This is a genomic window from Mesorhizobium sp. RIZ17 (assembly GCF_051127865.1).
GTDB classification, from domain to species: Bacteria; Pseudomonadota; Alphaproteobacteria; order Rhizobiales; family Rhizobiaceae; genus Mesorhizobium; species Mesorhizobium humile.
Genome location: NZ_CP147861.1, coordinates 1,133,699 through 1,154,545, shown reverse-complemented (window position 1 = coordinate 1,154,545; position 20,847 = coordinate 1,133,699). Strand labels below are relative to the sequence as shown.

Genomic DNA, 20,847 nt, shown 5'->3' with positions numbered 1-20,847 from the left:
GAGGGCTCTCAGCCGCCGAACATGCCGAGCAGCTTCTTCTTCAGCTTCGACACGGTGCCTTGGTCGGCGTCGGCGGCCTGCTGCGTTTCCTGCGCGGGCGCTGCCTCGACGCCGGCGGTGACGACCGGCTGCTGCGCCGCCTGCTTGGCGGCTTCCTTTTCGGCCAGCGCCTGGGCTTTTGCCTGTTCCTTGGCGGCTTTGGCCGCCTCGATCGCCGCCAGGCGTTGCTCCTCGGCCTTGCGCTTGGCTTCCTTTTCCGCGTCGGCTGCGGCCATCTTGCGGCCAAGCGGGGAATCGATGCGGCCCATCCGGGTCGTTTCGGTCACCGAACCGTCGGAATTCATCGACGGCGGGTCGATCGGCACGCGCTCGCCGCGGGCGCGGCGCTTCGACCAGTCCGAAACGATGCTGGCTTCCTTGACGCCGGCAATCGTCGGCTTCGGCGGCGGCGTGCTCGAGTTCACGGCCGAATTGAAGGCCGCGTCGTAGCTCTTCTCGTAATTGGCGAAGGCCGTCTTCAGCGAATCCGGCTGGGTCGTCGCGGGGCAGGGGCCGGTCGGATCAAAGGTGGTGCCTTCAGGCGCGACCTGGTTGAAGACGTAGCGTTTCTCGCAGACGTCGACCTTCGGCGGCACCTTGGTGATCTCGAAATTGTCGTAGCCGACCTTCAGCATCTTCCAGAAGTCGTAGTTCGGGTCGTTGCGGTAGCGCGCCATGTTGGCGGCGGTCATGCGGAAGGGGAAAGCCTGGATCTGAAACTCGGTCTGGCCGCCCTGGAAGGCATCGCGGCCGAAAGCATAGATCTGCTCGATCTGCGCATCGGTCATCGAATAACAGCCGGAAGACGAGCAGGCGCCGTGGACCATCAGGTTCTGGCCGGTGCGGCCATTGGCGCGGTCATAGGCATTGGGGAAGCCGATGTTGAAGGACAGATGGTAGTTCGAGCGCGGGTTCATCTGCGAGGGACGTACCGTGTAGAAGCCCTCCGGCGCCTGGCGGTCGCCCTCGGTGTATTTGGGACCGAGCTTGCCCGACCATTTGCAGATGTCGTAGCTGGCGACGAGATCGTAGCGGCCATTGGTCTTGGCCTTCCAGATCTCGAGCTTGCCTTCTTCCTTGAAGATGCGCGCCATCACCGAGGAGGTGCGGATCATGCCCTTGGCCCGCATGTCGGCAAGGATCTTGTCCGGCAGCGGCTTGTTGGCCTCCGGCGCGAAATCCTTCATCGAGGAATCGTTGCAGCCGGCGACGCCGATGGCGGCGATCAGGACTCCGGTGCGGGCAAGCTTGGCAAACATCGATATGGCTACGTCTCTTCTCTCGGGCCGACGGCTCTCTGCATGGCCGGGCCCGCAGGCTGAACACCAGTGGACCGTAAGCCCGTTAACCTTGAAAATTCCTTACCGCAAGCCTTCGCCACAAATCCGGGCCAACCCCTCGCGACAATTCCATTGAGCCGAAAGCGGCGGCATTTTTGTGGCGGAATCGTGCCCTGCCGCCACTTTGCCGTGTGGTGGCCAAGGCAATTCCGGACGATCACACGTTGAGGGGGCCGGTTCTGACGGAACCAGATAACGCTGCCACCCTGGTTATTGCCGCCACTATTGCCATGTCCATGGCGGCCCAAGGCCAACCACGGGATGATCGGTCATCCGCCTTAGAGGCTGCGGCCCATCGACAGGTACTTCTCGCGGCGCTGCTCGCGGAAATCGGTGTTGGCGCCGGCAAAGTCCTTCATCGTCCTGGCGATGAGGTCGCCGGTCGAGGCGATCACCGTTTCCGGCGCGCGCTGGGCGCCGCCCATCGGCTCGGGAATGATGGCGTCGATGATCTTCATCTCGAGAAGATCCTGCGCGGTGATCTTCATGTTGGTCGCCGCATCCTTGGAACGGGTGGTGTCGCGCCACAGGATCGAGGCGGCACCCTCGGGCGAGATCACCGAATAGATGGCATGTTCCAGCATGTAGACGCGGTTGGCGGTGGCAATCGCAATGGCGCCGCCGGAGCCGCCTTCGCCGATGACAACCGAGATCGAGGGCACTTTCAGTGCCAGGCAGGCCGAGGTCGAACGGGCGATCGCTTCGGCCTGGCCGCGCTCCTCGGCGCCGACGCCGGGATAGGCGCCGGCGGTGTCGACCAGCGTCAAAAGCGGGATATTGAAACGGTCGGCCAATTCCATCAGGCGCACCGCCTTGCGGTAGCCCTCGGGCCGCACCGAGCCGAAATTGTGCTTGATGCGGCTTGCCGTGTCCGAGCCCTTTTCCTGGCCGATCACTGCCACCGGCTCGCCGCGGAAGCGGGCGAAGCCGCCGACGATCGCCTGGTCGTCGCCGAAATTGCGGTCGCCGGCCAAGGGCGTGAAATCGGTGAACAGCGTCTTGATGTAATCGACGCAATGCGGGCGGTCGGGATGGCGCGCGACCTGTACCTTCTGCCAGGGCGTGAGCGCCTTGTAGAGGTCGCGCAATGCGTCGCGCGAACGCTTTTCCAGCCTGCTGATCTCTTCGGCGACATCGACCGCCTCGCCGTTCTCGGCAAGCTTCTTCAGCTCAAGGATCTTGAGCTCCAGATCCTGCACCGGCTTTTCGAAGTCGAGGTAGTTGTACATGCTTGGGTGGACCGGTCCGTCGGAAGGCAAATGGCTGGCGGAACCGCTGAAATGCCGGCCCCGGGCGGTGGAACGTCGCCCTCACATAGCGATATGAGGCCTAGTCGGCAAGCGGATGATGATCGTTGACCAGCCGCACCAGCCGCTCCTCCAGCACATGGGTGTAGATCTGCGTGGTCGAGATGTCGGCATGGCCAAGGAGTTGCTGAACGGCTCTGAGATCGGCGCCGTTCTGCAGGAGATGGCTGGCAAAAGCATGGCGAAGCACATGCGGCGAGATTTTTGCCGCGGCTATTCCCGACCGCGCGGCCAACCCCTTGAGATCGCGGGCGAAAACCTGCCGGGAGAGATGACCGCTGTCGGAGGAGGCCGGAAACAGGAACGGGCTCTCGGCAAAGGCCGGCCGCTCGGCCCTTGCCGCGAGCCAGGCGCGCATGGCGGCGCGCGCCTTGGTCGAGAGCGGCACCATGCGCTCCTTGTCGCCCTTGCCGCGCACCATGAAGAAGCGGTCGTCGCGAAGCGCCACCGTGACCGGCAGCCCGACCAGCTCCGACACGCGCAGGCCCGTGGCGTAGAGCACCTCGACCAGCGCGTGCAGGCGCAACGCGGCCAGACTGTCGCCGTCCGATCCGGCTTCACCGGCTTCCAGGGCCGCGCGGTCGAGCAGGCGTCCGGTCTCGGCCTCGCTCATCGTCTTCGGCAGCGGCCGGCCCTTGCGCGGGCTGTCCAGCGTGCCGGTCGGGTCGTCGCCGCGCAGGCCTTCGGCATAGAGGAATTTGAAGAACTGGCGGATCGCCGACAGTTTGCGCGCCTGTGAGGTCGGCGCGAAGCCGCGCGCGGCAACGTCGTCGAGATAGGCGCGGATGTCGGCCGGTCCCGCGCCCGCCAGTCCGCCATTGATGGCTTCGGAGGCGTCTTCCAGGTCGCGGCGGTAGGAGGAAAGCGTATTCTCGGCCGCGCCGCGTTCGGCGCTCATCATCTCCAGAAAGGCTTCGATGCGGGCCGCGCTCTTCATCTGGCCGGGATCAATTCTTCTTCGGATTGAGCTTCTCGGCAGGAATTCGAATGCTCATTTCCGCCTTTTTCGGCTCCACGAACATCGCCAGCGCGAACATCGCGCCATAGGCAATGCCTGCAAGAACCGCCAGCGTCACGACGAAGCGAAACAAAGTCGGCATTCAAATTTTCGCCCGTCTTCTTGTTCTGCGTTTCCAAAGCCCTGTGCCCTTATGGGACGCCAATCCGGCCAATTCAAGGACGAAGGATTCGGCTCGATGCAGGTTTTGCCGGAAAAGCTCCTAAGCAGGCATTCGTGCGCAACCCCACGAATGCCTGCTTAGGGATTGTTGTTATTCGCAGGTTCTCTTCGCAAAACCGTGGGACACTTTTGCGGAACCTGCTTAGGGCCTTTGCCCGGCCGCGCTTGACGCAAACAGGCTTTTGATGTCGATACGGCGCAAAGAGGCCCCGATGAACGCTCTGCCACCAAATTCGACGGACGAAGGCCGCGCCGCGCTGATCGAAGCGCTCGGCAGCCGCTCAATCGTCTTCGTCGGGCTGATGGGCGCCGGCAAGACCGCGATCGGCCGCAAGGTGGCGGCGATGCTGTCGCTGCCCTTCATGGACAGCGACCAGGAGATCGAGAGCGTCTCGCGCATGACGGTGCCGGAGCTGTTCGAGCGCTATGGCGAACCGGAATTCCGCGCGCTGGAGCAGCGCGTTATCCTGCGCCTGCTGGAGAACGGACCGCAGGTGCTGTCGACCGGCGGCGGCGCCTTCATGAACGCGCAGACGCGCGAGGCGGTCGCGGCTTATGGCGTGTCTGTCTGGCTGGAAGCCGACCTCGACCTCTTGATGGAACGGGTCTCCAAGAAACAGAACCGGCCGCTCTTGAAGAATCCCGATCCGCGCGGCGTGCTGGAGCGGCTGATGGGCGAGCGTTACCCGGTCTACGCCACCGCGGACCTGACCGTGCCGACCCGTGACGACCGCAAGGAGATCATCGCTGGCGAAGTCGTCGCGGCGCTCTGCGCCCATCTCGGCGTCGATGCGATCGCGACAGGCGCTACAAGCGCCACAACCGACGGGGTGCAGTCGTGAGCGATGCCGAACCGGTGAAGGTCGAGGTCGGGCTCGGCGACCGCGCCTATGACATATTGATCGGCTCCGGGCTGCTGGCACGCTCCGGCGAGGAGATCGCGCGCCGGCTTCCCGGCACGCGCGCGGCCATCGTCACCGACGAGAATGTCGCCGCCGCGCATCTCGACGCGCTGAAGGCGGGGTTGGACAAAGGCGGCATCCAGTCCGCCGTCATCACGCTGCCCGCCGGCGAAAAGACCAAGAGCTTTGCCCATCTCGAAGAGGTGGTCGATGGCGTGCTCGCGGCGAAACTCGAACGCCGCGACGTGGTCATCGCGCTCGGCGGCGGCGTCATCGGCGACCTGGCAGGCTTCGCTTCCGGCATCGTGCGGCGCGGCATGAATTTCGTGCAGGTCCCGACCTCGCTCCTGGCGCAGGTCGATTCCTCCGTCGGCGGCAAGACCGGCATCAACAGCACGCGTGGCAAGAACCTCGTCGGCGTCTTCCACCAGCCCAAGCTGGTGCTTGCCGACACCCAGGTGCTCGACACGCTGCCGATCCGCGAGTTCCGCGCCGGCTATGCCGAGCTTGCCAAATACGGGCTGATCGACCGCCCGGCCTTCTTCGCCTGGCTTGAACAGAACTGGGGGCAAGTCTTTGCCGGCGGCCCGGCGCGGGTCGACGCGATCGCCGAGGCCTGCCGCGCCAAGGCCGATGTCGTTGCCCGCGACGAGTTCGAGACCGGCGACCGCGCGCTGCTCAATCTCGGCCACACGTTCGGCCATGCGCTGGAAGCCGCCACGCGCTATGACGGCGCGCGCCTTGTCCATGGCGAGGGTGTGGCCATCGGCATGGCGCTGGCGCATCGCTTCTCGGCGCGTCTCAACCTGGCGAGCCCCGACGATGCAAGCCGTGTCGAAGCGCATCTTCGCGCCGTCGGCTTGCCCTGGCGCATGGCCGATATTCCGGGCGAGCTGCCGGATGCCGAAGCGTTGCTCGGCTTCATCACCCAGGACAAGAAGGTCTCGCGCGGCGCGCTGACCTTCATCCTGACGCGCGGCATCGGCCAGGCCTTCATCGCCAAGGACGTGCCGGCGTCGGAAGTGCTCTCCTTCCTCAAGACGAGCCATCCCGAACGGTCCAAGAGGAGCCGTTCCGGATGACCGACGCCGGCTGGATCGTCGCCGCCGTCCTCGCCGTCATCCTGCTTTCGGCGCTTCTGTTGCGCACCCGGTTGCTTGCCGCCTTCGGCTACGCGCTGCGGCCGATCGAACCGCCGCAGCGATCCGAGCGCAGCGGCAAGGATCAAGACAACGGCGATCTCCGCCGCGATGGCGATGCTGTCCGCGCGGAGCGCAATCGGCTCGAGGGCCTCTTCGACCTCGAAGAGCTCGAAGTGTCGGATATCATGGTCCACCGCACCAATATGCGCTCGGTCAATGCCGACAATGCACCGGAGGCGGTGGTGCGCGAGATCCTGCAGAGCCCGCACACCCGCATGCCGTTGTGGAAGGACTCGCTCGACAACATCGTCGGCGTGCTGCACGCGAAAGATCTGCTCAGGGCCCTCAACGAGGTCGGCAACGATTTTTCGCGGATCGACGTCATGAAGATCGCCGCGAAGCCGTGGTTCGTGCCGGACACCACCACCTTGCAGGAACAGCTCAACGCCTTCCTGCGCCGCAAGGCGCATTTCGCCATCGTCGTCGACGAATATGGCGAGGTCGAAGGGCTGGTGACGCTGGAAGACATCATCGAGGAGATCGTCGGCGAGATCGCCGACGAGCACGATGTCGACATGCAGGGCGTGAAGAAGGAAGCCGACGGCTCCGTCGTCGTCGACGGCACGGTGCCGATCCGCGACCTGAACCGCGCGCTCGACTGGGACCTGCCCGACGAGGAGGCAACGACGATCGCCGGCCTCGTCATCCATGAGACGCAGTCGATCCCGGAGGAGAAGCAGGCCTTCACCTTCCACGGCAAGCGTTTCGTGGTCATGAAGCGCGACAAGAACCGCATTGCGCGGTTGAGGATACGGCCCGCCAGCGAGGGCTAGTGCGTTTCACCGTTTCATGGAAACGGCGAAACGCCCTATCTCCTTGTTTTGACGCAATTCCGGACGGAAAACCGCTCACACTTTTCCTGGAATTGCTCTAGGCGTGCTATATTCAGGTGATGCCGGCCCGCGAACGGCGGTTTCCTGCGCTTCCAGTGCTCATTCGCGATCTCACAGTTCCTTGGTCGAACGCTCGCTGAGCATCGCGCCGGTTCCGGCATCGATTGCCGCCAGGCTGACGTCGTAGCCCCAAAGGTTGCGGATATGGCGCAAGGTCGCGTCGCGGCCCTGGGCCTCTAGCATGACGCCGTCCTTGACCTTGTGCTGGAGCCGCAGATGCCGGTCGCCCAGGAGGTCGACGTCGACCACCTGGATGTCGGGACGGCTGGCGCCGATATCGTAGCTTTGCGCGAGCGCCGACCGTATCCTGGCGTAGCCGCGCTCATTGTGGATCGAGGCCACCTCATAGTGCGGCTCGTCGGCGCCGTCGGCGAGCACGAAGAGCCGCCATTTGCGGATCAGCGTCGGGCTCAGATATTGGCGGATGAAGGATTCGTCGCGGTGGTTGGCCCAGGCGTCGAGCAGGGTGTCGCGCCAGTCGCCGCGGCCGGCGATGTCGGGAAACCAGTCGCGGTCCTCGGCGGTCGGCGCGGTCGAAATGCGCTGGATGTCCTGCATCATGTCGAGACCCAGCGCATAGGGATTGATGCCGGAAAAGCGCGGATCGTCATAGGCCGGCTGGAAGATGACGTTCGAGTGGTTACGCAGGATCTCGAGCATGGCGCCCTCGCCAATGCGGCCACGGTCGAACAGCGTGTTCATGAGCGTGTAATGCACGAAGGTGGCGCAACCTTCGTTCATCACCTGGGTTTGCCGTTGCGGGTAGAAATATTGCGCGATGACACGCACGATCCTGACGATCTCGCGCTGCCAGGGCTCGAGCACCAGGCTGTTCTTCTCGAGGAAATAGAGCAGGTTTTCCTCCGGCAGATTGAGCGATTTCTTCCGCTCGGCAAGGATTTCGTCCCCTGCTTCCAGCTTGCTCTTGCCCGGCGAGGGCGGCAGCGTTCGCCATAGATCGTTGAAGGAGCGTTCCTCGTATTCAAGGCGTTCGCGCAGCCCTTCGCGCTGTTGTTCCGATGACAGTTTCGGCGGCCGGCGGTAGCGGAACACGCCTTGCTCCATCAGCGCGTGCGCGGAATCCAGGATTGCCTCCACGGCGGCCAGGCCATGCCGTTCCTCGCATCGGGCTATGTAGCTCTTGGCGAAGTCCAGATAGCTCAGGATGCCGCCGGCATCCGTCCATTGCCGGAAGAGATGATTGTTCTTGAAGAAATGATTGTGCCCAAGCGCGGCATGCGCCGTCACCAAGGCCTGCAGGGCCATGGTGTTTTCTTCCATGAGGTAGACGATGCAGGGGTTGGAGTTGATGACAATCTCATAGGCCAAACCCCGCGCGCCCTTGCGGTAGAGAAGCTCGTCGTGGAGAAAACGTTTGCCGAACGACCAATGCCGGTACATCAGCGGCATGCCGATCGACGAATAGGCGTCGAGCATCTGCTCGGAGGAAATGATCTCCATCTGCACCGGGTAGATGTCGAGGCGAAGCTCCTCGCGGCCGATGGCTTCGATCTCGTCATAGACCCGGGACAGCTTGTTGAAATCCCAGTCGGACCCAGAAAACAGCAGTTCGGACTTGCGCGCCTGGCTGACCATTGCCGAGGCCCTCAAGCGGTCTTGCGCAGGTTGGGCTGCCTGGCGAAGAGCTCGCGGAAGACCGGGTATATGTCGGCCGGCGCGGCAATGCGCCTCATCTGGAAGTTCGGCCATTTGCCGTCGACGGCGTTGTAGGCGCGCCAGAGCGATGTGCCGTTCTCGGTCGAGCCGAAAATATGGCTTTCCCGCTCGTCGATGATCTCCACATAGGCGAAGTACTGGCAAAGTCGCATCAGCTTGCGGTCGAGCAGCTCTATGCAGCGCTCGGAGTCGGTGGCGAAATTGTCGCCGTCGGAGGCCTGGGCGGCGTAGATGTTCCATTCAGAGGCCGGATATCGCTCTTCGATGATGCGATGCATCTCCTCGAGCGCCGTGGAAACGACGGTGCCGCCGCTTTGGGTGTGGTAGAAGAACGTGTGCTCGTCCACCTCCTTGGCCTCGTGGGTGTGGCGGATGAAGACGATCTCGGTGCGCTCGTATCGTCGCGTCAGGAACAGATGCAGCAGCACGAAGAAGCGTTTGGCCAGATCCTTCTCTCGCTCGCCCATCGATCCGGAGACGTCCATGAGGCAGAACATGACGGCACTGGCATTCGGCCGCGGCTGAGGGTCGAAGCGATTGAAGCGGATGTCGACCGGATCGACATAGGCGATCCGCCTGCGCCGGCGCTCCAGCCGGTCGAGCTCTTCGCGCAGAGCCTCGATGCGTTCGCGCGTCTTTGCATTCAGCGGCCTGGATTCCAGCTCGGCGATCTGCCCGGCGATGGCGTCCACGTCAGCCTGCTTTGGACGCCTGAGCGCGATGCGGCGCCCGTGGCTGTTTCGCATCGTGCGCCCGACATTGATGTTGGTCGGCGCGCCGCTTGCCGCGAAGCCCGCCCGCTTCGGCTTGAAGCTGAGTATCTGCTTGAGACTGAGCTTGACCAGATCCGGCAGTTCGAGGTCCTCGAAGAAGAGGTCGAGCACTTCCTCGCGCGACAGCATGAAGCGGAAGTCGTCCTCGGATTCCGTGGTTCCCGGAGCCGAGCCGAAGCCTCCGCCGCCGCCAGGCTTGTCGATAAGATCGCCAGGGCTGAACGTCCGGTTGCCGGGCAGGATGTGCTGGCGCCGGCCGCTTTCCTTGTCGTCGCCGAAGGTCGGTTCGCCGATGCCCTTGCGCGGCATCGGCACGGCATGCTCGCGGTCGAGCTCGGCGATGCCGCCGGCGCGGACCTTGTCGCGGATGCTGCGCTTGAGCTCTTCGCGGGCGCGCCTGAGGAAGCGCTGGCGATTGCCAAGGCTCTTGTCCTTCGGGTTCAGGCGGCGGTCGATGAAGATCGGCATGGAACCGTCCCGGCTTTGCTCAGCCCGCCTTGTTCACGCGCATATACCAGTCGACCAGCCGGCGCACCTGCCGCTGGGTATAGCCGCGTTCCACCATTCGCTGTACGAATTCGTTGTGCCGCTTCTCCGTGACGCTGTCCTGCTTGGAGCCGAAGCTGATCACCGGCAGCAGGTCCTCGACCTGGCCGAACATGCGCTTCTCGATGACCTCGCGAAGCTTTTCGTAGCTCGTCCAGGACGGGTTGCGGCCATGGTTGCGCGCCCGGGCACGCAAGGTGAATTTGACCACTTCGTTGCGGAAGTCCTTGGGGTTGGCGATGCCGGCCGGCTTCTCCACCTGCGACAACTCCTTCTCCAGGACCTCGCGGTTGAGGATCTGGCCGGTGTCGGGGTCCTTGTAGTCCTGATCCTCGATCCAGGCATCGGCATAGGCGATGTAGCGGTCGAAGAGGTTCTGACCGTACTCGCTGTAGGATTCCAGATAGGCCTTCTGGATCTCGTGACCGATGAACTCGGCATAGCGCGTCGCGAGTTCCGACTTGATGAATTCGAGATAGGCGGCCTCCGTTTCCTTCGGGAATTGCTCGCGCTTGATCGCCTCTTCGAGGATGTACATCAGGTGCACGGGATCGGCCGCCACCTCCTTGGTGTCGTAGTTGAACGTCTGCGACAGGATCTTGAAGGCGAAGCGCGTGCTGACCCCGGTCATACCCTCGTCGACGCCGGCGGCATCGCGATATTCCTGGACCGACTTGGCCTTCGGGTCGACCTCCTTGAGGTTCTCGCCGTCATAGGCGCGCATCTTGGTGTAGAGCGGCGAGTTCTCGTGCTCGGCAAGGCGGGTCGAGACGGTGAAGCGGCTGAGAATGTCCAGCACCTCCGGCGCGCAGGGGCTGTTTGCCAGTTCGCTTTCGCGCACCAGCTTCTCGTAGATCTGCCTTTCCTCGGTGATGCGCAGGCAATACGGAACCTTGACCACGAGGATGCGGTCGAGGAAGGCCTCATTGTTCTTGTTGTTCTTGAATTGCTGCCATTCCGATTCATTCGAATGGGCAACGACGATGCCCTGATAGGGGAAGGCACCGAAATTCTCGGTGCCGTTGTAGCTGCCTTCCTGAGTTGCCGTCAGCAATGGGTGCAGCACCTTGATGGGCGCCTTGAACATCTCGACGAATTCGAGCAGCCCTTGCGTGGTCCGGTTCAGGCCGCCGCTGTAGGAGTAGGCGTCCGGGTCGGATTGGCTGAAATGCTCCAACTGCCTGATGTCGACCTTGCCGACCAGCGCCGAGACGTCCTGATTGTTCTCGTCGCCGGGCTCGGTCTTGGCGATGGCGATCTGGCGCAGCCGCGACGGCATCAGCTTGACGACGCTGAATTTGGAGATGTCGCCCGACAGTTCGTCGAGGCGCTTGGCCGCCCAGGGCGAAATCAGCCCGTTCAGGCGGCGGCGGGCGATGCCGTATTTATCCTCCAGCAGATCGCTCATGCGGTCGGGATGGAAAAGGCCAAGCGGCGATTCGAAGACCGGGCTGATCTTGTTGCCGACCTTGAGCGTGTAGATCGGGCGTTCCTCCATCAGCTTCTTCAGCCGTTCGGCCAGCGAGGACTTGCCGCCGCCGACCGGTCCCAGGAGATAGAGGATCTGCTTGCGCTCCTCGAGGCCCTGCGAGGCGTAGCGGAAATATCCGGCGATGCGCTCGATCGTGTCCTCCATTCCGTAGAAGTCGGAAAAGGAGGGGTAGACCTTGACGGTGCGGTTGGAGAAAATGCGGCCGAGCCGCTCGTCCTTGCTGGTGTCAATCAGGTTCGGCTCGCCGATTGCCGCAACCATGCGTTCGGGCGCCGAGGCATACATGGATTTGTCCTCGCGGCAGGCAAGCAGATATTGCTGGAGACTGATCTCTTCCTGGGCCGCGTTGGAATAAATCTCCGAAAACAGGTCGAAGACGTCTGATTGATTCTCGCGCATGATGCTTGCCTCGGAGCCGACCGGCAGCCAATCGGCTCATCGCTCCATCAACTGCCGGAAAGCAATGTGGTTCCCTTCTCGTGAAGGGAGAGCGCACCGCACTCCGACATCGGCCCTCGGGACGCCCGATTCGGCCGAAAATGCTCACCTGATAAGATACGTGGTGATTGCTGGCGGAGCGTCAAGGAGCGGATTTGTTTTCGCACCGAAAGTTGTCATTTTTGGTCCGTAAATGAGCTGCGTGGCGAGCGTCCGCGCGCTGTCGCCGCAACTTGGCCGGAGATGACGATGATCGATCGACGCAGCCTCATTGCGGCATCGCTGGCGGCACTGTTGCCGCCAGGTGCTTCGGCCGCCGGGCGTCCGGGCCAGGCGGAACCGCAAACCCTCGATTACGGTCCGGCCAAGCTCGATGTCTATGCAGTCGACGGCGCGAACAAGCTGCCGGTGGTGTTTTTCGTCCATGGCGGCGCCTGGCGGTTCGGCAAGCGCAGCCAGGTCGGCGCCAAGCCGGACTTCCTGCTCGCCAATGGCTTCGTCTTCGTCTCGATCGATTACCGCATGCTGCCGCAAGCCGATGTCGCTACCCAGGCCGGCGACGTCGAAAAGGCCTACGCCTACGTGCGCGCCAACATCGCGCGGCATGGCGGCGATCCGGATCGCATCGTCGGCATGGGCCATTCGGCCGGCTGCCATCTGATTGCGCTGACCGGCATGCGCGGCGGACTGCCCGGTGTCGCCGCGCTGATCCTCGACGACACCAGAGCCTATGATCTTGCGGCGTTATCCAGGAATGGCGGCATGGTTCGGGCCTATGCGCGTGTCTTCTCCGACCCGGCGCAATGGGCGGCGCTGTCGCCGTCGAGCTATGTCGACGGCAAGAAACATCCGCCGACTTTCATCGCCTATTCGCGGGCATCCGGGCGAGGCGAAGAATCGAAAGCGTTCGCGGAACGCCTGCGTGCCACCGGCACCAAGGTCACGCTGTTCGACGGCAGCGCCTATACGCACATGTCGATCAATGGCGATTTCGGCAAGGACGGAGACGCCTTGACCGCGGCGGCGCTGGCGTTTCTCAAGGCGACCGTCGGCTGAACGCTTACCAGCGCGTCTTCTCGCCAGGCGCCGCCGGCTCGATCGCCAGCGCATGAACGCCGGCTTTCAATTCGTCCGCGAGCAGTTCGTTGACGGCGCGGTGGCGCTCGATGCGGCCCATGCCGGCAAAGTTCGGCGAAACGATGCGGACGCGGAAATGCGTCTCGCCGGTGCCGGCGAACGTCGCATGATGGCCGGACTCGACGTGATGATGGCCGGCGTGAAGGTGGCTTTCGTTGATGACGGCGAGCCTTTCGGGCGAAAACGCCGCTTTCAGCTTGTTTTCCATCGTCGACTGTATGGACATCCTGGCTTCCCTTCACCACATCTGCGGCACAGCTGCAAAATCCATCTTTTTGACCGCTTTTAAGCCGCGATTCAGCGGTTAGGGCGATCATCGGCGAAATGTCAATTCTTGTTTCGCACGTGCGAACAGCCCATAAATGGGTGAGATGAAAGCGTATCCCAAATATTTCGAGAAAATTCGTATCCGGCCGGAGAAGGACGCGGAGCTGAAGTCGCGCGCGCCGGTTTGCCAGTGGGACGGCTGCAACGAGGCCGGCACGCATCGCGCGCCGGTCGGGCGCCTCAAGGAAGGCGAATATTTCCACTTCTGCTTCGAGCATGTGCGCGAATACAACAAGGGCTTCAACTATTTCTCAGGCGTGACGGACAGCGAGATCGCCCGCTTCCAGAAAGAGGCGCTGACCGGGCACAGGCCGACATGGCGCATGGGCGCCAATGGCGGCGGGACGCGCTCGGCGCCGGATTTCGCGCAGCAGCGTTCGGGGCGCGCCGGCTACTACAACCGCATGCGCGATCCGTTCAACCTGTTCGGCGCCGGAGCGCGCGAGCCGCGCGAGCGCAAGGCAAAGCCGCTTGAGGCCAAGGCGCTGGAAACGCTTGGCCTTGATACAAAGGCGACTGGTCAGGACATCAAGGCGCGTTATAAGGAACTCGTTAAGCGCCACCATCCGGATGCGAATGGCGGCGACAGAGGTTCGGAAGACCGGTTCCGCGATGTGCTGCAGGCCTATCGCGTGCTCAAGCAAGCGGGATTGTGCTGAGCAGCCCTACGGTCCCGTGTCGTTTTCCAACTTTCATAAGGTTGGAAAAGGCTCTAAGACCGCCCCCGGACAAAATCGATTGCCGGCGAAACGCGGCGTTTCGCCCGTGGAGACGTTGATAGTGATGAACAAGGTCGATCGCGACATCGCCAACCTGCCCGACACGACAGTGTCGGTGAAGGAGAAATTCGGTTTCGATTCCAAGATGATCGTGCCCGCCTATTCGGCGGCGACCGAGCATGTGCCGGACATCGACCCGGATTATCTGTTCGACAAGGCGACGACATTGGCGATCCTCGCCGGCTTTGCCTACAACCGCCGCGTCATGGTGTCGGGCTATCACGGCACCGGCAAGTCGACGCATATCGAGCAGGTGGCGGCGCGGCTCAACTGGCCCTGCGTGCGCGTCAACCTCGACAGCCATGTCAGTCGTATCGACCTCGTCGGCAAGGACGCCATCGTCGTCAAGGAAGGCCTGCAGATCACCGAATTCCGCGACGGCATCCTGCCCTGGGCCTACCAGCACAATGTCGCGCTCTGCTTCGACGAGTATGACGCCGGCCGCCCGGACGTAATGTTCGTCATCCAGCGCGTGCTGGAATCATCGGGCCGGCTGACGCTGCTCGACCAGAGCCGCGTCATCCGCCCGCATCCGGCGTTCCGGCTGTTCGCCACCGCCAACACGGTCGGCCTCGGCGACACCACCGGCCTCTATCACGGCACGCAGCAGATCAACCAGGCGCAGATGGATCGCTGGTCGATCGTCACCACGCTCAACTACCTGCCGCACGACAATGAAGTGAACATCGTGCTCGCCAAGGCCAAGCACTATCGCGACAGCAAGGGCAAGGACATCGTCAACAAGATGGTGCGCGTCGCCGACATGACGCGCTCGGCCTTCATCAATGGCGACCTGTCGACCGTGATGAGCCCGCGTACCGTCATCACCTGGGCCGAAAACGCCGAGATCTTCGGCGATATCGGCATGGCGTTCCGGCTGACCTTCCTCAACAAGTGCGACGAGCTGGAGCGTTCGGTGGTGGCCGAGTTCTACCAGCGCGCCTTCGGCGAGGATCTGCCGGAGAGCGCCGCCAACGTGGTGCTGGGCTAGGCGCGCAGCCGAAAGGCCTCCAGCCTTTCAGCATGAATCGCGCAGGGAATGATCATGGCGGGTCCGGGCGACAACACGCGCAACAAGCCGAAGACGGGTTCTGAAGCCGACAGCTTCAAGCGCGCCGTCACCGTGTGCATGCGCGCGGTGGCCGGCGACAAGGACCTCGAGGTCGGTTTCGCCAAGGACCGGCCGGCTCTGGCGGGCAACCGCGCGCGCCTGCCGGAACTGCCAAAAAAGGCCTCGCGCAACGACATCGCGATCACGCGCGGCCTGGGCGACTCGATGGCGCTGAAGCGCGCCTGCCACGATCAGCGCATCCACAACAAGCTGGCGCCGGAAGGCAAGCTGGCGCGATCCATCTTCGATGCCGTCGAGCAGGCGCGCGTCGAAGCGATCGGCAGCCGCGCCATGCAGGGCGTGGCCGACAATATCGGCTCGATGCTCGAGGACAAATACACCAAGGCCAACCTTGTCGACGTCAGGGACAAGGCGGACGCGCCGCTTGAGGAAGCGATCGCGCTGATCGTGCGCGAGAAGCTCACCGGCCGCGCGATCCCGAAGAGCGCCGAGCGGCTGGTCGATCTATGGCGCCCCTGGGTCGAGGAGAAGGCGAGCGGCGACCTCGACGGTCTGTCGGCCAAGCTCGAGGACCAGCAGGCCTTTGCCCGCGTCGTGCGCGACATGCTGGTTTCCATGGAAATGGCCGAGGAGCTCGGCGACGACCAGGAAACCGACGACTCGGAGGAAAACGAAGAGAACGAGCAGCAGGGCGAGGACCAGAGCGAGGAGGGCGGCGAGGAGGATTCAGGCTCCGAGCAGTCGCAGTCGGAAGATGCCGAAGCTTCCGCCGACGACGAAGAGTCGGCCGAGACCGAAGCGACCGACGCCACGTCCGATGACCTTTCCGACGAGGACGATTCCGACGCCGAGACGCCGGGCGAGGCCAAGCGCAACGACAATCCGTTCCTCAACCTGCCGAAAGAGATCGACTACAAGGTGTTCACCACCGCCTTCGACGAGACGGTGGGCGCCGAGGACCTTTGCGAGGAAGAGGAGCTCGACCGGCTGCGCGCCTTCCTCGACAAGCAGCTTGCCAACCTTTCCGGCGTCGTCGGACGGCTCGCCAACCGGCTGCAGCGCCGGCTGATGGCGCAGCAGAACCGCTCCTGGGATTTCGACCTCGAGGAAGGCTATCTCGATCCGGCCCGGCTGGTGCGCGTCGTCATCGATCCGATGCAGCCGCTGTCCTTCAAGCAGGAGCGCGACACCAAGTTCCGCGACACGGTGGTGTCGCTGGTGCTCGACAATTCGGGCTCGATGCGCGGCCGGCCGATCACCGTTGCCGCGACCTGCGCCGACATCCTGGCGCGCACGCTGGAGCGTTGCGGCGTTTCGGTGGAAATCCTCGGCTTCACGACGCGGGCGTGGAAAGGCGGGCAGGCGCGCGAGAAATGGCTGAAGGACGGCAAGCCGCCTAACCCCGGCCGGCTCAACGACCTGCGCCACATCATCTACAAGTCCGCCGACCATCCGTGGCGGCGCGCGCGACGCAATCTCGGGCTGATGATGCGCGAGGGCCTGCTCAAGGAAAATATCGACGGCGAGGCACTGCTTTGGGCACATAGCCGCCTGATCGGCCGGCCCGAGCAGCGCAAGATCCTGATGATGATCTCGGACGGCGCGCCGGTCGACGATTCCACGCTCTCGGTCAATCCGGGCAATTATCTGGAGCGGCATCTGCGGGCGGTGATCGAGCTGATCGAGACGCGCTCGCCGGTCGAGCTTTTGGCGATCGGCATCGGCCACGACGTCACGCGCTATTATCGCCGCGCCGTCACCATCGTCGATGCCGAGGAACTGGCCGGCGCCATGACCGAGCAGCTCGCCTCGCTGTTCGGCGAGGAGAGCGCGCGCGACACGCGGCGCGGTGGATTGCGGCGCGCCGGATGATTTTTTCGGGGTGGCGCGCGCGGCGGACGCTTTTCGCCTGCGTGCTGGCCTGCGCCTCGCCTGCCATCGCTGTCGCGGGAGTTGCTGTCGAGACGGTCGAGATTTCGGCGCGGCCGATCAGCCAGTTCCATGTCGGCCACGACGAGACGCGCTTCGGGCCGCTCGAATTCGTCGGTGGACTGGAGATGACGTCGCCGGCGCGCGATTTCGGCGCGCTGTCGGCGTTTCGTTTCCTGAAGCCGGGCAGCGACTTCATCGGCGTCGCCGACACCGGCTTCTGGTTCTTCGGCGCGATCACGCATGGCGCCGACAAGCGCCCGTCGGGCGTTTCCAATTTCCGCATGCAGCAGATGGTCGATGCTTCGGGCCAGCCAATCGACCGGAAGTGGGAGGTCGACGCGGAAGGGCTCGCGGTCAAGGACGGCATCGCCACCGTCGGCTTCGAGCGCGACCAGCGTGTCGCCCAGTTCAAAATCGATCCCGGCAATATGAAAGCGCCTGTACGGCAGCTCGACTACCTGGTTCCCGCCAAGGAGCTGCGCCAGAATCGCGGCTTCGAGACCGTCACTCACGCCAACCCTTATGGGCAGCATGCGGGAGGCCTGGTGGTTGTCTCGGAGAGGAGCCTCGACGAGGCCGGCAACGTCTACGCCGCCATCATCGAGGGGCCGCACAAGGGCATCTTCACCGTCAGGCGCGACGGCGAATTCGACACAACCGACGGCACCTTCCTGCCGGACGGCGACCTGCTGCTCCTGGAGCGCAGCTTCTCGCTCGCGCGCGGGGTGAAGATGCGGCTGCGGCGCATCTATGGCGAAAGCGTCGAGAAGGGCGCGGTCGCCGACGGGCCGGTGCTGATGGAGGCCGACATGGGCTACCAGATCGACAATATGGAAGGGCTCGACGTCTGGACCCGCGACGACGGCGCGCTGATGGTGTCGCTGATATCCGACGACAACCATTCGATCCTGCAGCGCAACCTTTATCTGGAATTCATCCTGCACCAGGACTGAAGACGGCTGGTCGGCACGGTTTCAGCTGCGCCGCCGGCCGAGAGACTACCGGCCGACGTGGCGGACTTCGTTCATCACGAAATTGGCCGCGCGCTTGCTCCGGTTGCGGATCTTGAGTGTCGCGGTGTTGTCCACGAAATAGGTGTGGAGAATGCTGTCGCGGGTGCGGACCTCCGGCCCGACGGTGTCGACCGCGTGCCAGGTGTCGGTGCCGACCGCAAAGGCATAGCCGGTGTTCGGGGAAAACGACATCCGGTGCGAATTCTCGAAACGCCCGTCCGGCTTGCGCTCGGCGAAGCGGGTGCCGACGTGGTTGATCGAGTCGTCCTCCGGCAGGTAGAACTGGACTGTGATGCCCTTCCATTCCGTGTCGGTGTGGAAGCCGATCTTGTAGCCCGCCACGTCGCGCGTCAGCATCGGCACCGGATACATGCCGACTTTCATGAAATCCGATCCGAACCGGCGCTCCAGGCCCGGGGCAAGGCGGCGCATGAACGCGTCCTTCAGTTGCGGCGCATGCAGTGCCTTTCCGACCAGAGACCAGACGGCCCGTTTCTCGTCTGGCAGGTGACGGATGTATTCCGGGTAGAGGTCGATCTTGATCCGCGTCGCGGTGCCGTCGGCTTGAATGTTGACGTTGTTGCGTCCCTTGAGCGCGCGATATTCGCGCGCCTCGGGCATGGCGGCGCGCATGCGCAGGTAGAGGTCCGCCGGAAAGACATCCGTCATCTCAAGATGCCAGAAGGGCTTTTCCACAAACGTGGCGCGGTTCACGGCCTCGACCATGTGGGAGACAACATGCTGCAGCGTTTGTTTCGCCGATGCTGGCGCCACCGCGCCGCCTATGGCCGACATGGATACCCTTTCCCCAATCTAAAGAACCCCGAATCCAAATTTCTTGAATAGATATATCGCTGACCGCGCGGAATGCTAACCAAAGCACAGGCTGGATTGCAACGATCCACCAGGCCGATTTCGATCGCGGTCCTTTAAATCAAGGAGTAACGTTGCATCGGCGCAAAGCAAGCGCGTTGCGAGGAGCGCGGCCGACGATGCTGATATGGCCGCAGGCCGATATTCAACGGACCTTGTAGATCTCGATCGGTTTTCCCGCGGTAGACTGATCCAGCTCGAGCCACTCCGGCAGGTCGCCCCGCAGCAACGTCGCGGCAAGGCCGTTCGGCGCGTCCAGGCCCAGCGATATCTCTTCCGTGTTGCCGCGGCAGATCGCGATCAGCCCGACATGCTCGCGCTCGATGACAGCACGGGCGGCGTCCGGCGTTCCCATGAAAGCGTCGAGCATGGCGAGGTTGCCGCCGATATTGCGATGGTAAGGGCCGGCCAGCGCCCGGTGGTTGGTGAAGATCAATATTCCCGAGCCGAGATTGGACGAGGCAAGCACCGTCGTTGCTGGCATGGCGGCAAGATCGCGGAAGTCGTCCGGCTTGCCGCAGGTCACGGCATGGTCGGGATCGGAATTGATCCGCTGCGGCGCTTTCTGGACCACGGACTGCGCCGCCACCGCGACCCCGGCCCAGGTCGCGTTGAGCGAGACCAGCCACGCCATGACGATGCCGGTGGAAAGGCGCCATGAGGGCGCGGCGTCCGCCCGCAGCCGGATTTTCGCGATCCAGGCCGACAGCGGCAATACGGCGAAGGCGACGGAGAAGGTCGAGCCGCGCACCTGCCAGAGGCTGACGCCGAAGGCAACGACAAGCAGGATGGCGGCGAGAATTTCCTCGCGGCGCAGGCGGCGGCTTCGCAGTTGAAAGCCGATCAGCAGGATCGCGATGAAGGGCGTCACATAGCGCGCCGCCATCAGCTTCGGCTGGTGGATGGCGACGCTCGAGAAGGGCTGCGCTTCGACCACGTCGGCCAGCCAGTAGGTGCGGATGCGGTCGTCCATGCCCGCATAGGGCGATGCCAGGCATTGCGGGAAGAACACGACCACTGCGGCCGCGACCACCACCGCCAGCGCCAGCATCGAAACCAGCCGCGCCCGAGCGGTCGACGCAGCCAATGCAGCGGCGATCGCGAGGCCGAAGCCGGACAGCGCCGCCACCGCGAACTGGAAGGACGAGAAGGCGTCGCATTGGGCCGCGCTCCAGTCGGCCGGCCGGATGGTCGCCACGAAGACCAGCAAGGCGATGCCGGCAAATCCGAGGCCGAAGCCTCGTGCGGTGATGCGCTCCCTGTCGTCGAGGACGAACAGGACGGCGGTACAGATGCCGAGCACCGCCACATAGGGGGCGGTCTCCATGCCGACAGCCAGCGTCAGGCCGGCGCAGATGCCCGACAGAAGGGCAGCGGGCCGCCAGGAGGGCGCTTTCATCAAGAGCCAGAGGCTGGCCGCCGTCAGCAACAGCTGGACATTGTGGTGGTCGATCACGCCCGGGCTGTAGATCACCAGGAAGAAAAGCCCTGCCGTCGACAGGATGACCGCCGGCATCGCGACATTCGCGCCGGCGAAACGCTGCGAGGCGCGCATCAGCACGAATATGGTCAGCCCGTAGAGCAAGGTCGGCCAGATGATCTGCGCGGCACGTTCGGCGGTCGCGGGGCCGGCGCCGAGCGCATCGAAGGCCATGATGATCAGCGCGAGCGGCGTGTCCACCAGCCGCGACCAATGCATGACGAAGCCGCCCGAGGCGCCCATCCGGTATTGATGGAGATCGAACCAGCTTTGGCCGCCGAGCAGGTCGCGGACCTCGACCAGCCGCAGCATGCTGTCATTGTCGGCGCCATAGTTGGCAAGGGTGGGGAAGCCGGACACCGCGTTGATCGCCAGCACCACCAGCGTGGCGCACAACGCAAGCAGGAGATTGTTTTTCCAACCGGTGCCTTGCACGGTCATACTG

General features: G+C 63.8%; 18 protein-coding genes. 8 read left to right on the top strand and 10 right to left on the bottom strand.

The annotated features are described in order from the left end of the window. Window positions 1-8 precede the first annotated feature (8 nt). From WDX12_RS05665 to WDX12_RS05650, 4 genes are all read right to left on the bottom strand, one after another. A complete protein-coding gene (locus WDX12_RS05665; protein ID WP_434724216.1) occupies window positions 9-1,298 on the bottom strand; it encodes a L,D-transpeptidase family protein in 1,290 nt (429 codons plus the stop codon). Between the two features lie 359 nt (window positions 1,299-1,657). Further along, the gene (locus tag WDX12_RS05660; protein ID WP_434724215.1) at window positions 1,658-2,608 is read right to left on the bottom strand and encodes an acetyl-CoA carboxylase carboxyltransferase subunit alpha; all 951 of its coding nucleotides are present in this window, start codon (window positions 2,606-2,608) and stop codon (window positions 1,658-1,660) included. A gap of 100 nt (window positions 2,609-2,708) precedes the next feature. After that, complete coding sequence (locus tag WDX12_RS05655; RefSeq protein WP_434724214.1) at window positions 2,709-3,623, bottom strand: site-specific tyrosine recombinase XerD; 915 nt, start codon at window positions 3,621-3,623, stop codon at window positions 2,709-2,711. A gap of 10 nt (window positions 3,624-3,633) precedes the next feature. Beyond that, window positions 3,634-3,786, bottom strand: coding sequence for a hypothetical protein (locus tag WDX12_RS05650; protein ID WP_042643428.1), 153 nt, complete (start codon window positions 3,784-3,786; stop codon window positions 3,634-3,636). Between the two features lie 292 nt (window positions 3,787-4,078). Between WDX12_RS05650 and WDX12_RS05645 the strand changes: the two genes are divergently transcribed. From WDX12_RS05645 to WDX12_RS05635, 3 genes are read left to right on the top strand one after another with little or no spacing between them, the layout of a single operon-like run. Continuing rightward, entirely contained in the window at window positions 4,079-4,708 is a 630-nt protein-coding gene (locus WDX12_RS05645) for a shikimate kinase (protein WP_434724213.1), read from the top strand. Beyond that, window positions 4,705-5,850 (top strand): 3-dehydroquinate synthase, encoded by a 1,146-nt coding sequence (aroB, locus tag WDX12_RS05640; RefSeq protein WP_434724212.1) that lies wholly within the window; start codon window positions 4,705-4,707, stop codon window positions 5,848-5,850. The genes WDX12_RS05645 and aroB overlap by 4 nt, the downstream gene beginning before the upstream one ends. After that, entirely contained in the window at window positions 5,847-6,743 is an 897-nt protein-coding gene (locus WDX12_RS05635) for an HlyC/CorC family transporter (RefSeq protein ID WP_434724211.1), read from the top strand. Before aroB ends, WDX12_RS05635 begins: the two co-directional genes overlap by 4 nt. Before the next feature lie 171 nt (window positions 6,744-6,914). On the opposite strand, the gene WDX12_RS05630 is transcribed toward WDX12_RS05635, so the two are convergent. From WDX12_RS05630 to WDX12_RS05620, 3 genes are read right to left on the bottom strand one after another with little or no spacing between them, the layout of a single operon-like run. After that, window positions 6,915-8,459 carry a SpoVR family protein gene (locus tag WDX12_RS05630; RefSeq protein ID WP_320296650.1) on the bottom strand — a complete coding sequence of 515 codons (1,545 nt, stop codon included), beginning with the start codon at window positions 8,457-8,459 and terminating at the stop codon, window positions 6,915-6,917. A gap of 11 nt (window positions 8,460-8,470) precedes the next feature. After that, window positions 8,471-9,781 (bottom strand): YeaH/YhbH family protein, encoded by a 1,311-nt coding sequence (locus tag WDX12_RS05625; protein WP_434724210.1) that lies wholly within the window; start codon window positions 9,779-9,781, stop codon window positions 8,471-8,473. Window positions 9,782-9,800: 19 nt separating this feature from the next. After that, window positions 9,801-11,750: a PrkA family serine protein kinase gene (locus tag WDX12_RS05620; RefSeq protein WP_320296652.1), complete on the bottom strand. Its 1,950-nt coding sequence runs from the start codon at window positions 11,748-11,750 to the stop codon at window positions 9,801-9,803. A 288-nt stretch (window positions 11,751-12,038) separates the two neighbouring features. Here WDX12_RS05620 and WDX12_RS05615 point away from each other — a divergent pair, with 288 nt between their 5' ends. Next, window positions 12,039-12,845: an alpha/beta hydrolase gene (locus WDX12_RS05615; protein ID WP_434724209.1), complete on the top strand. Its 807-nt coding sequence runs from the start codon at window positions 12,039-12,041 to the stop codon at window positions 12,843-12,845. 4 nt (window positions 12,846-12,849) lie between these two features. Here the strand turns inward: WDX12_RS05615 and WDX12_RS05610 are convergent, their stop codons facing one another. After that, window positions 12,850-13,152, bottom strand: a complete 303-nt coding sequence (locus WDX12_RS05610; protein WP_320296654.1) for a BolA family protein — start codon at window positions 13,150-13,152, stop codon at window positions 12,850-12,852. Window positions 13,153-13,288: 136 nt separating this feature from the next. On the opposite strand from WDX12_RS05610, the gene WDX12_RS05605 reads away from it, so the two are divergent. The 4 genes from WDX12_RS05605 to WDX12_RS05590 all read left to right on the top strand — a co-directional run bounded on the left by WDX12_RS05605 (window position 13,289) and on the right by WDX12_RS05590 (window position 17,989). Beyond that, window positions 13,289-13,912 (top strand): J domain-containing protein, encoded by a 624-nt coding sequence (locus WDX12_RS05605; protein WP_320296655.1) that lies wholly within the window; start codon window positions 13,289-13,291, stop codon window positions 13,910-13,912. Window positions 13,913-14,036: 124 nt separating this feature from the next. After that, the gene (gene cobS / locus WDX12_RS05600; RefSeq protein ID WP_320296656.1) at window positions 14,037-15,023 is read left to right on the top strand and encodes a cobaltochelatase subunit CobS; all 987 of its coding nucleotides are present in this window, start codon (window positions 14,037-14,039) and stop codon (window positions 15,021-15,023) included. 54 nt (window positions 15,024-15,077) lie between these two features. Then, the gene (cobT, locus tag WDX12_RS05595) at window positions 15,078-16,976 is read left to right on the top strand and encodes a cobaltochelatase subunit CobT (protein WP_320296657.1); all 1,899 of its coding nucleotides are present in this window, start codon (window positions 15,078-15,080) and stop codon (window positions 16,974-16,976) included. Continuing rightward, window positions 16,973-17,989: an esterase-like activity of phytase family protein gene (locus WDX12_RS05590; RefSeq protein WP_434724208.1), complete on the top strand. Its 1,017-nt coding sequence runs from the start codon at window positions 16,973-16,975 to the stop codon at window positions 17,987-17,989. The genes cobT and WDX12_RS05590 overlap by 4 nt, the downstream gene beginning before the upstream one ends. A 45-nt stretch (window positions 17,990-18,034) precedes the next feature. Here the strand turns inward: WDX12_RS05590 and WDX12_RS05585 are convergent, their stop codons facing one another. Both WDX12_RS05585 and WDX12_RS05580 read right to left on the bottom strand, forming a co-directional pair. Continuing rightward, window positions 18,035-18,844 (bottom strand): hypothetical protein, encoded by an 810-nt coding sequence (locus WDX12_RS05585; RefSeq protein ID WP_434724207.1) that lies wholly within the window; start codon window positions 18,842-18,844, stop codon window positions 18,035-18,037. A 223-nt stretch (window positions 18,845-19,067) separates the two neighbouring features. Continuing rightward, the gene (locus WDX12_RS05580) at window positions 19,068-20,843 is read right to left on the bottom strand and encodes a GtrA family protein (protein ID WP_434724206.1); all 1,776 of its coding nucleotides are present in this window, start codon (window positions 20,841-20,843) and stop codon (window positions 19,068-19,070) included. Between the last annotated feature and the right edge of the window lie 4 nt (window positions 20,844-20,847).